The following is a 12,260-nucleotide window of genomic DNA, read 5'->3' on the forward strand; positions in this document are numbered from 1 at the left end:
AGCGGCGCGCTAAGCGCCCCGCAGACCATCACCATCACGGTCACCGGCACCAACGACGCACCGGTCGCCCAGGCTGGCAGCGCCACGACCGAAGAAAACACCATCCTCAATGGCCAAGTCCCGGCCGCCAGCGACGTCGACGGCACCATTGCCGGTTACCAGTTGGCCAGTGGTGTCGGCACCGGCAACGGCACACTGACCTTCAACCCCAATGGCAGCTATACCTTCGATCCGGGCCACGACTTCGACAGCCTGCCGGCTGGTGTCAGCCGTGACGTCACCTTTACCTACCAGGCCAAGGATGACAGCGGCGCACTGAGCGATCCGCAGACCATCACTATTACCGTGACCGGCACCAACGATGCGCCGGTGGCCCAGGCCGCCAATGCCGCCGTCAACGAAGACAGCCAGATCAATGGCCAGTTGCAGGCCAGCGATGCGGACCAGGGCGCCCAGCTGCAGTTCGGCTCCGACAGCCCTCTCCCCGCCGGCTTCACCCTGGACCAGGATGGAAAATGGACCTTCGATGCCAGCAATGCCGCCTACCAACACCTGGCGGCCGGTCAGACGCAGGTCATCAGCATCCCGGTAGTCGTCACCGATGACCAGGGCGCTACCAGTGGCAGCACTCTGACTATTACCGTCACCGGCACCAACGACGCTCCGGTCGCCCAGGCCGGCAGCGCCACGACCGAAGAAAACACCATCCTCAATGGCCAAGTTCCGGCCGCCAGCGATGTCGATGGCACCATTGCCAGCTACCAGCTGACTACCGATGTCGGCACCGGCAATGGCACGCTGACCTTCAACTCCAATGGCGGCTATAGCTTCGATCCGGGCCACGACTTCGACAGCCTGCCGGCCGGTGTCAGCCGCGACATCACCTTCACCTACCAGGCCAAGGACGACAGCGGCGCGCTGAGCGCCCCGCAGGCCATCACCATTACCGTCACCGGCACCAATGACGCGCCGGTTGCTCAGGCCGGTAGCGCGACTACCGGTGAAAACACCGTACTCAACAGCCAGGTCCCGGCCGCGAGCGATGTAGACGGCACCATCGCCGGCTACCAACTGACGACCGATGTCGGCACCGGCAACGGCACGCTGACCTTCAACCCCAATGGCAGCTACACCTTCGATCCGGGCCAGGATTTCGACAGCCTGCCGGCCGGTGTCAGCCGCGACGTCACCTTCACCTACCAGGCCCAGGATGACAGCGGCGCACTGAGCGCCCCACAGACCATCACCATTACCGTCACCGGCAGCAACGACGCCGCCGTCATCACCGGCGCCCAGGTCAGCATCAACGAGACCAACGCCCCGATCACCACCGGCGGCCAACTCACCATCACCGACGTCGACAGCCCCGCCACCTTCATCGAGCAGACCAACGTCGCCGGCCAGTACGGCCACTTCAGCCTGGCTGCCGACGGCACTTGGAGCTACACAGCCGACTCGGCCTACAACCAGCTGAATGTCGGCCAGTCGCTGACCGACACCTTCACCGTTACCAGCGCCGATGGCACCACCTCCAGCGTCAGCGTGACCATCGACGGCACCAACGACGCCGCCGTCATCACCGGCGCCCAGGTGAGCATCAACGAGACCAACGCCCCGATCAGCACCGGCGGCCAACTGACCGTCACCGACGTCGACAGCCCGGCCACCTTCGTCGAGCAAACCAACGTCGCCGGCCAGTACGGCCACTTCAGCCTGGCTGCCGACGGCACCTGGAGCTACACCGCCGACTCGGCCTACAACGAGCTCAAGCTGAACGAAACCCTGACCGACACCTTCAATGTCCAGAGCGCGGACGGCACCCAGTCCAGCGTCACCGTCAACATCGTCGGCAGCAACGATGCACCGGTGGCCCAGGCCGCCAGCGCCAGCGCCGTGGAGGGCGGCAGCCTGCAGCCGGGCGTCGTCGCCGGCGCCACCGATGGTTCGGCGCTGACGCTGACCATCACCACCACCCAGCCGGGCGAAGCCATCAGCTTCAACTGGACCTTCACCACCCAGGACTACGCGCCCTACAACGACTTCGCCTTCGTGCAGGTCAACGGCCAGGTCGTCACCCTGCTGAGCAGCGTCGCCGCGGTGGGCGACTACGGCACCTCGGGCCCGCAGACCTTCAGCCACACCTTCGACCAGCCGGGCACCTACACCCTGGTGATCGGCGTGGCGGACAGCGGCGACAGCTCCGTCGACTCCACCCTGGTGCTGAGCAACCTGCCGCCGCAAGCCAGCGTCGTCGGCTCGGTCGGCCAGGCTGTACAAGACGGCACGGGTTGGACCCTCACCAGCAACGGCGCGAACAACCAGGCCCTGGTCGACCAGCTCAAGCCGGTCAGCGAGATCACCGGCCAGCTGCAGGCCAGCGACGTCGACCATGGCGCCCAGCTGAGCTACTCCGTCGACGGCGCCGCGCCGGCCGGCTTCACCCTGCACAGCGACGGCAGTTGGGTCTTCGATGCCAAGGACGCGGCCTACGACAGCCTGGCCGCGAACCAGGTGAAAGTGCTGCAGATCGGCTTCACGGTGACCGATGAACACGGCGCCACCGGCAGCAGCACCCTGACCCTGACCATCACCGGCACCAACGATGCGCCGGTGGCCAACGCCGACCAGGCGCTGACGCCGATCAACGTGGCGCTGCCGAGCATCGACGTGCTCGGCAACGACAGCGACGTCGACGGCGATGCGCTCAGCGTCACCAAGGCCGTGCTCGCCGACCCCAGCCAGGGCAGCGTCAGCATCAACCCCGACGGCACCCTGAACTTCGTGCCCGCCGAGAACGTCAGCGGCAGCGTGGTGATCCACTACGAGATCAGCGACAGCCATGGCGCCAGCGCCAACAGCAGCCTGACCGTGCAGGTGGGCGGCAACACCCCGCCGCAGGGCGCCGATGGCAGCGCCAGCCTGGACGAGGACAGCAGCCACAGCTTCAGCGCCGCCGACTTCGCCTTCAACGACGCCGATGCCGGCCAGCACCTGCAGGCCGTGCGCATCGACAGCCTGCCGGGCGCCGGCAGCCTGACCTTCGACGGCGTCGCCGTCGTCCCAGGCCAGGTGATCGCCGCCGCCGACCTCGGCAAGCTGACATTCACCCCCGACGCCAACGACAATGGCGCCCCCTACGCCAGCTTCGGCTTCAGCGTGCAGGACAGCGCCGGCGCCTTCGACAGCGCTTCGCACACCTTCACCCTGGACGTCACCCCGGTGGACGATCCCTCGGTGCTGCTCCCGAACGTCGCGAGCATGGACGAGGACGACGGCAGCGCGACCGGCAACGTGCTGGACAACGACAGCGACGTGGACAACACGCTGAGCGTAAGCAGCTACAGCGTCGCCGGCTTCAGCGGCAACATCGCCGCCGGCACCGGCACCACCATCGTCGGCGTCGGCAGCATAGTGATCTATGCGAACGGCCACTACAGCTTCACCCCGGACGCCAACTACCACGGCGCCGTGCCGCAGATCACCTACACCACCAACACCGGCGCCAGCTCGACCCTGGACATCACCGTGAACTCGGCGAACGACCTGCCGGTGGCCGAGAACGCCAGCAAGTCCACCCTGGAAGACACGCCGGTTTCCGGCCAGGTCGTCGCCAGCGACGTCGATGGCGATGCCCTTACCTACACCCTGAAGCCGAGTAGCGGACCGGTGAACGGTACCCTGGTACTCGACTCCAGCAACGGCAAATACACCTACACCCCGGACCACGACTACAACGGCAACGACAGCTTCACCGTGGTGGTCGGCGATGGCCAGGGCGGCACCGTCGAGTCCGTCGTCAACATCACCGTCACGGCAGTGAACGATGCCCCCATCGCACACGATGACAGCGCCACGATCGATGAAGACCACAGCGTCACCATCGATGTGCTGGCCAACGACACCGACATCGACAGCAGCAGCCTGAGCGTCACCGGCGCCAGTGCCAGCCATGGCAGCGTGACCATCAACCAGGACGGCACCCTGACCTACACCCCGGACGCCAACTACGGCGGCAGCGACACTATCGTCTATACGATCAGCGACGGCGATGGCGGCACCAGCAGCGCCAGCGTGACCGTCGGCATCACCCCGGTGGCCGACGCGCCGCTGCTCAGCCTCGACGCCTCCAGCGGTCATCCGGCTGCCACCGGCCTCACCGTGCAGAGCTGGACCGGCCTGGCCCTGGGCAGCAACGGCAACGGCGTCAACCCGGACACCCTGCAGAGCGTCATCGACGCCGCCGGCGCGCCGGCCAGCACGTCCTCCACCAACAGCGTGAGCAACGGCAGCGTCAGTGCAGGTACCGCCACCAAGGTCAGTGGTCTGATCTTCCTCGAGGCCGGCCACACCTATACCTTCGCCGGCGTCGGCGACGACAGCATCCGCCTGGTGGTCGGCGGCACCAAGGTCGCCGAAGCCACCTGGAGCGGCTCCAGCGGCAAGTTCAGCGGCACCTTCACCCCCAGCGAGAGCGGCTACTACACCCTGGCGCTCTACCAGCACAACCAGAGCGGCCCGGGCAACTACAGCCTGACGCTTTCCGACAACGGCAGCCCGGCGCAGACTCTCGGCACTGGCAGCGCCCTGCTCTACCACGACGGCAGCGAACTCACCGCCGCCGGCGAGCGCCTGGCGGACCTGGCCGGCAGCAACGGCCAGGGCTACTACCAGGTCTACGGGCTGAACGAAGGCCGCGAGGACAGCAGCATTCCGCTGTCGAAGGTCAACGCCGCGCTGGTCGATACCGACGGCTCGGAAACCCTCAAGGTCAGCATCGGTTCGATCCCGCTCGGCGCGGTCCTCAGCGACGGCACCCTCAGCTTCACCGCCGGGGCCGGCAAGACCAGCGTCGACGTCACCGGCTGGGACCTGGGCAAACTCACCATCACCCCGCCGCAGGACTTCAACGGCAGCTTCCAATTGCAGGTCAGTGCCACCGCCAGCGAAACGGCCAACGGCGACCAGGCCACCAGCAGCCAGACGCTGACGGTGCAGGTCCATCCGGTCAACGACGCCCCGGTATTCACCAGCGCCGCCAGCCAGAGCACCTTGGAAGACAGCGTGCTGCACGGCCAGCTCGGCGCCAGCGACATCGACGGCGACAACCTGACCTACGCCCTGAAGAACGGCGGCAACCCAGCCCATGGCAGCGTGGTGGTCAACGGCGACGGCAGCTATAGCTACACCCCGGCGGCCGACTACAACGGCCCGGACAGCTTCGTCGTCACAATCAGCGACGGCCACGGCGGCGTGGCCGAGCAAGTGGTGTCGATCACCGTCACCCCGGACAACGACGTGCCGGTATTCACCAGCCCGGCCAGCCAGAGCATCGCGGAAGACGACGTGCTCCACGGCCAGCTCGCGGCCAGCGACGTCGACGGCGACGCCCTGACCTACGCCCTGAAGAACGGCAGCGCTCCGGCCCATGGCAGCGTGGTGGTCAACGGCGACGGCAGCTACAGCTACACCCCGCTGGCCAACTATAACGGCACCGACAGCTTCACCGTCACAGTCAGCGACGGCCAGGGTGGCCTGGCCGAGCAACTGGTGACGGTCACCGTCACCCCGGTCAACGATGCCCCCGTGGCCGCCAGCGACAGCAAGACCACTGGCGAGAACAGCGTGCTCAGCGAGCAGGTGCCGGCTGCCAGCGACATCGACAGCCCGGTCAACCCCAATGGCTACGCCCTGGTCAGCGGCCCGGGCACCGGCAACGGTAACCTGACCTTCAACGCCAACGGCAGCTACGTATTTAACCCAGGCAGCGACTTCGACAGCCTGGCCCCGGGCGAAAGCCGCCAGGTCAGCTTCACCTACACCGCCAAGGACAGCGCCGGCGCCACCAGCGCCCCGGCCACCGTGACCATCACCGTGACCGGCGCCAACGACGCGCCCACCGGCAGCGACGGCACCATCACGCTGAATGAAGACAGCAGCCGCAGCTTCAGCGCCCTCGACTTCGGCTTCAACGACGTCGACCACAACGACGCCCTCGGCGCGGTGCGCATCGACAGCCTGCCGGGCGCCGGCAGCCTGACCTTCAACGGCGTCGCCGTCACCCAGGGCCAGGTGATCGCCGCGGCCGACCTGGGCAAGCTGGCCTTCACCCCGGCGGCCAACGCCAATGGCAACAACTACGCCAGCTTCACCTTCTCGGTGAAGGACAGCAATGGTGCCTTCGACAGCACGCCAAACAAGCTCACCGTCAACGTCACCCCGGTCAACGACGACCCCGTGGCGGTCAACGACCACTACCTGGTCGGCGGCCTGCAGGGCAACTACTGGGGCTACCGCGAGGGTACCGACGGCAACAACCTGACCAGCCTGAGCATGGTCAGCGCGTTCATCGCCAAGACCGCGCCCGGTGCCACCTTCACCGCCACTGCGCTCAACTACGGCAACGGCGTGAGCACCGACCTGGGCGGCGACAAGCAGCTGCAGAAGTTCCTCGGCAGCGACGCCGCCTCGCTCAGCACCGACCCGGCCAACACCAGCGACGCCATCGTCCAGCTCACCGGGCTGGTCAACCTCGCCGCCGGCAACTACACGTTCAGGGTGACGGCGGACGACGGCTTCAGCATCCGCATCGACGGCGTGGAGGTGTTCAAGTACGACGCCAACCAGAGCCCGACGGCCCGCGTCTCGGACAGCTTCAACATCGCCCAGGGCGGCAACCACCAGATCGAGATCCTCTACTGGGACCAGGGCGGCAACGCCCAGCTGAAGGTCGAGCTGGCCCCCGCCGGCGGCAGCTACAGCGTGCTCGGCGGCAGCAGCCTCAGCCACCCCCTGGCCGAACTGGTGACCAACGAAGACACCGCCCTGACCATCGCCGCCAATACCCTGCTGGGCAACGACAGCGACATCGACGGCGACAGCCTGTCCATCCTCAGCGTGCAGGGCGCGGTCAACGGCACGGTGAAACTGGAGAACGGCAACGTCGTCTTCACCCCGGCCAAGGACGTCAACGGCACCGGCAGCTTCACCTACACCGTCAGCGACGGCCACGGCGGCACCTCCACCGCCACCGTGACCGTCGGCATCAACGCGGTGAACGATGCGCCGGTGGCCAAGCCCGACATCGCCTCGACCCAGGAAGACAAGCCCGTCACCCTCAACGTGTTGGCCAACGACAGCGACGTCGACGGCGACAGCCTGAGCGTCACCAGCGCCTCCGCCAGCAACGGCAGCGTGACGGTCAATGCCGACGGCACTCTGACCTACACGCCCAAGGCCAACTTCAGCGGCAGCGACAGCATCACCTACACCATCAGCGATGGCCACGGCGGCACCGCCAGTTCCACGGTGGCGCTCAGCGTCACGCCGGTGGCCGACGTGCCGCTGCTCAACAGCGGCAGCATCTTCGCGCTCAACCCCGGCGCCACCAGCATCACCACCAACCAGGCCATCACCCAGGCCAACCTGGAAACCGAGACCGGCCTGAGTTCCGGGACGCTGGACGGCATCAATCCACCGGCCGGTACCACGACCAGCGACCAGGGCAACGTCGACGTCATCGACGGCTCGCTGACCAGTTCGGACTACACGCTCAAGGCCGGCACCCAGGTCAACTTCGCCTGGACCTTCACCAACGGCGAAAACTCCAGCAGCGAGATCAACAACGGCTTCAACGACATAGTCGCGCTGGTGGTCACCGGTCCCGACGGCACCCGCACGCTGATCCAGGTGACCTCCTCCGAGCAGCGCGGCGCCAGCGTCAACGGCAGTGGCGTACAGAGCTACACCGCCAGCAGCAGCGGCAACTACCACTTCGACTGGCTGGTGCTCAACGGTGGCGACACCAACAAGGACTCCAGCCTGAGCCTTGATCCTCCCACCTTCACCCTGGGCGGCAAGACCTACGGTGCGCCGATCGACGTCGGCATCAACGCGGCCCTGAGCGATACCGACGGTTCGGAAAGCCTCTCGGTGAAGATCACCGGCATGCCCAACGACGCCACCTTCACCAGCGGCACCCACAACGCCGACGGCAGCTGGAGCTTCACCCAGGCGCAGCTGCACGACCTGCAACTGCTGCCGGCCAGCGGCTACAACGGCACCCTGACCCTGGGCGTCACCGCCATCGCCACCGAGTCCGACGGCAGCACGGCCAGCGCTACGCAAACGCTGAGCATCACGGTGGCCTCGACCAACAGCAGCGGCAACGACCTGCTGCACGGCTACGGCACCAACAGCAGCAATAGCACCACCGACACCCTTAACGGCGGCGACGGCCACGACATCCTCTACGGTGGCGCGGGCAACAGCATCCTCAATGGCGGTAACGACAACGACACCCTGTACGGCGGCCTGGGCAGCGATACCCTCGACGGAGGCAAAGGCAACGACCTGCTGGTCGGCGGCAAGGGCGACGACACCCTGACCGGCGGCGCAGGCGCCGACACCTTCATCTGGCGCGCCGGCGACACCGGCAACGACACCATCACCGACTTCAAGCCCGGCGACGGCGATCGCATCGACCTGGTGGACCTGCTGCCGGATGCCGCGCACAACGACATCCTCAGCTACCTGAAGGTGGACACCACGACCTCGACCCTGCAGATCAGCACCACCGGCCAGGTGAACAGCTCCACCGACGTGACCATCAAGCTCACCGGCGTCGACCTCAAGACCTACGGCGCGACCTCGGCGGACATCGTCAAGTCGCTGGTGGCCGGCGCCGACCCGCTGGTGAAGACCGAGCACCACTGAGCCCGCCTGGCGGCGCCCCACCGGGCGCCGCCAGGTACCCCGAACACCTGATGGAGACGAGGCGATGCCTTACATCCAGCGTGACGCCGAAGGCCGGCTGATACGCGTCGAAAGCGCCGCCTTCGCCGGCATGAGCGGCAGCCTGGCCGACGACGACGAGGAAGTGCACGCCTGGCGCGAGGCCGAATACAGCCTGCGCCAGTTGCAACGCAGCGACCTGGAGATGATCCGGGTGCTGGAGGACCTGATCTCGGTGCTGATGGCCAAGGGCGTGATCCGTATTACCGACCTGCCCGAGGCGGCGCGCTCCAAGCTGCTCAGCCGTACCCAGGCGCGTGAGGCGCTGGGAGGCCTGCATCGGTTGATCGACGAGGAGGAGGATGGGGGGGTGATCTGACATCGCGAACAGCGCTTGCGCCGGCCCGAAGGGGAATGACCCAGTGACCTTCATGTCGCCTGGTCTCCTGAGCGGGTTTCGCTCGGTCTTTTGAAGAAACGTTCCGATGCGTGCGGATATTTCTGCGTAGGTTCCAGGAAGCACGGCTTTTCGTAGGATGGCGTTGAGCGAAGCGATACCCATCAGCGCAACCGCATGGGTTTCGCAAGCTCAACCCATCCTACGAAGAGCACCTCGGCACAAGACAGTTGCTCCTACGGCTCCAGGAAGCGCGGGCGTAGGAGCGCGCCCTGCGCGCGAATCGCGGACAGAGTCCGCTCCTACGGGGGGACGGAACAGCCGTCGCTAACCCCGCCCCCACGGCCGCGGCGCGCCGAACAGTTGCCCCTGCGCCCCCTCGATGCCCATCCCGCGCAGCACGCGGAATTCCGCTTCGGTCTCGACGCGTTCGGCGATCAGCGGCAGGTCGATGCTGTGCGCCGCGTGCTGCATGGCCTCGATGAACAGGCGCTTGTCGTTCTCCGTGTCGATGGCGCGGATGTGGCTGCCGTCGATCTTCAGGTAGGCCAGGCCCAGGCGCGCCAGGTTGCCGATCATGCTGAAGCGCCCGCCGAAGTGCTGCAGCGCCAGGCCGTAGCCCAGCTCGCGCAGGCGGCGGGTGAGTGCCTCCAGCGCCGCCTGGTCGGGCAACTGGTCTTCTTCCAGCTCCAGCACCAGGCGGCCGCCGTACTGCGGGTGCTGGCGCAGGCGCTCGAAGGCGCGGGCCAGGGCGCGTTCGTCGCGCAGCAGCGCGCCCGAGAGGTTCAGCGCCAGCACCTGGTCGTGGCCGGCCAGGTGCGCCAGGGTCAGGTCGAGCATCAGCAGGTCCAGCTGCGCCGACCAGCCGAAGCGCTCCAGCCAGGGCAGGAAGCGGCCCGCCGCGAGGCTGCCGCCCCGCCCGTCCGGCAGGCGCGAGAGCACCTTGTGGTGCAGCACCAGCTCGGTGTCCTCGCAGGCCACCACCGGCTGGAAGTACAGCTCGAAGCGCTTCTCGCGCAACGCCCGCTCCAGCAGTTGGTGCCAGCTATGGCGCGCGTCGGTCACCGGCGCCGCCTCGCTGTCCAGCCGTGCCCAGGCACTGTGCTGCTGGCACTCGGCCTGGGCCAGGGCCTGGTCGGCGCGCAGCATCAGGCTGGCCGGCGCCTCGCCGGGGTGGAACGGCACCAGGCCGAAGGCCGCCACCCGCGGCTGGTCGCTGGCGCCGGTGCTGGCCAGGCTGGCGAGCATGCCTTCCAGGCGCGTGGCCAGTTGCTCGGCTTCTTCCTCCAGCAGCCCGGGGGCCAGCAGGGCGAACTCGCCGCCGCGGGTGCGCGCCAGGGTGCGCCCGGCGCCCAGGCCCTGGCTGGCGCGCTGCAGTTGCTCGGCTACCGCCTTGAGCAAGGCGTCGGTGTGCTGGGCGCCCAGGCGCAGGTTGAGGCCGGCGAGGTCGAGCACCCGCAGCAACAGCAGGTAGCCGCTGCTGACCTGGTCCTCGGCGCTCAGCCGCGCCTGCAGCTGCAGGTCGAAGAAGCGCCGGTTGCCCAGGCCGGTCAGGCTGTCCTGGTAGGCCTCGTCGCGCAGCCGCTCGCTGCGTTCGGCCTGTTCCTGGAACAGCGCCTTGAGCTTCTCCACCATCTGGTTCATCGCCTGCACCACGCGGCGCAGTTCCGGGGTGCGCGGCAGCTCCGGCAGGCTGAGGAATTCGCGGCGGGCGATGGCGTGGGATTGCGCCACCATGTAGTCCAGCGGGCGCAGCTGGCGGCGCAGCAGCCAGGCGCCGAGCAGCGCGCTGACCACCCCGCACAGCAGCAGCCAGCCGAGGCTGCCCAGGGCGCTCTGCCAGAGCCTGGCGATGGCGAACATCGGGTGGCTCACCACCTCCACCCGCGCCGCCTGGGTCCAGCCGCGGCTGACCACGGCGTCGCCGCCGGCGGACGGCAGGCCGATCAGCGAGACGAACCACTGCGGCGCGCCCGAGGCCACCGCGTCCGGCACGCCCTGGCGCTCCACCAGCACCTTGCCGGTGGCCAGGTCGACCACGCGGATGCGCTCGAAATAGCCGCTGTCGAAGATCGAGCTGACCATCAGCTCGACCATCGCCGGGTCGTCGATGTGCGGGGTGAGCGACAGCCCCAGCGCCGTCGCGGCGTCCTGGGCGTGGGAGCGCAACTGGTTGACGTACTGCTCGCGGGAGCTTTCCAGGCCAACCATGAAGCTGCCGCCGAAGGCCACCACCAGGAACAGGCAGATGGCGATCAGGAGTTGTTTGAACAGGGACATCTCGACTCCGCTACTCGCGCGAGGGGAACCCCTCGGCCTCCATTTTCCGCAACAGGTCCTGCCAGCGCGACAGCCGCTTGCTGTCGCCCACCTGCTTGCCTCCACCGCCGTCGGCCAGCCACAGCCCCTCGCCGTTGAAGGCGTACACCGGCTGCAGGTCGTCGCGCTGCGAGGCCGGCAGGATGCTGCCGATCAGGTTGTCCAGCACCAGCGGCACCGCTTCGGGCCGCGGGTAGTAGGTCAGCACCATGTGCGCCTGGTTCAGGCGCAGCGCCTTGACGTAGGTGATGCGCAGCTTCTGCGCCGGCACCCCGAGGTGGCGCAGGCTGACGTACTTGGCGATGGCGAAATCCTCGCAATCGCCGGCCCCCTTGAGCAGGGCCTCCACCGGCGTGGCCCAGTAGTCCACCTGGTGCCACAGGCCGAGGTCGTCGGTGAAACGCAGCTGGCGATTGAAGAAATCGTTGACCGCCCGCAGCTGCTCCCGCTCGTCGGCGCCCGCCTCATCGGCCAGCACCCGCTGCCAGGCCTCGATGCGTGCGCGCCCTGCCCCCAGCGGGCCATACAGCGCCTCGGCGCGGCGGGCGATCAGGGTGAAATCCCAGTCCGCCTCCAGCCACCCGGGGAACCATGCAAAGGTAGCGGTCACGACCACGGTGGCCAGCCACGGCAACCTCCGCCGCGGGCCCCCCATTCGCCCGTTCGACAACATCGTCACTTCCTGCCAGCGGACCATCCGGCGCCCCACGGGGGCCGGCGCCGCATGGTGCGGGCTGGCGCGGGAAAAGGCAATGGCAATATGGAATCATCGGAACAGTGCTGCAGGCTCCCCCGCCTGCCCGCAGCCGCTTGT

Annotated in this window: 4 protein-coding genes; 2 read left to right on the forward strand and 2 right to left on the reverse strand. The window is 67.8% G+C overall.

Features of this window, described 5'->3' with window-relative positions:
• A partial coding sequence (locus FG99_RS17715) for a tandem-95 repeat protein (protein WP_043271609.1) occupies positions 1-8,712 on the forward strand: 8,712 nt, incomplete at its 5' end.
• 64 nt (positions 8,713-8,776) lie between these two features.
• Positions 8,777-9,109 carry a hypothetical protein gene (locus FG99_RS17720; RefSeq protein ID WP_043271611.1) on the forward strand — a complete coding sequence of 111 codons (333 nt, stop codon included), beginning with the start codon at positions 8,777-8,779 and terminating at the stop codon, positions 9,107-9,109.
• A gap of 345 nt (positions 9,110-9,454) precedes the next feature.
• Here the strand turns inward: FG99_RS17720 and lapD are convergent, their stop codons facing one another.
• On the reverse strand, positions 9,455-11,407 hold the full coding sequence (lapD, locus tag FG99_RS17725; protein ID WP_043271612.1) for a cyclic di-GMP receptor LapD: 1,953 nt from the start codon (positions 11,405-11,407) through the stop codon (positions 9,455-9,457).
• A 10-nt stretch (positions 11,408-11,417) separates the two neighbouring features.
• Positions 11,418-12,119, reverse strand: coding sequence for a cysteine protease LapG (gene lapG, locus FG99_RS17730; protein WP_141766241.1), 702 nt, complete (start codon positions 12,117-12,119; stop codon positions 11,418-11,420).
• Positions 12,120-12,260 lie beyond the last annotated feature (141 nt).

The organism is Pseudomonas sp. AAC, assembly GCF_000725445.1.
GTDB classification, from domain to species: domain Bacteria; phylum Pseudomonadota; class Gammaproteobacteria; order Pseudomonadales; family Pseudomonadaceae; genus Pseudomonas; species Pseudomonas citronellolis.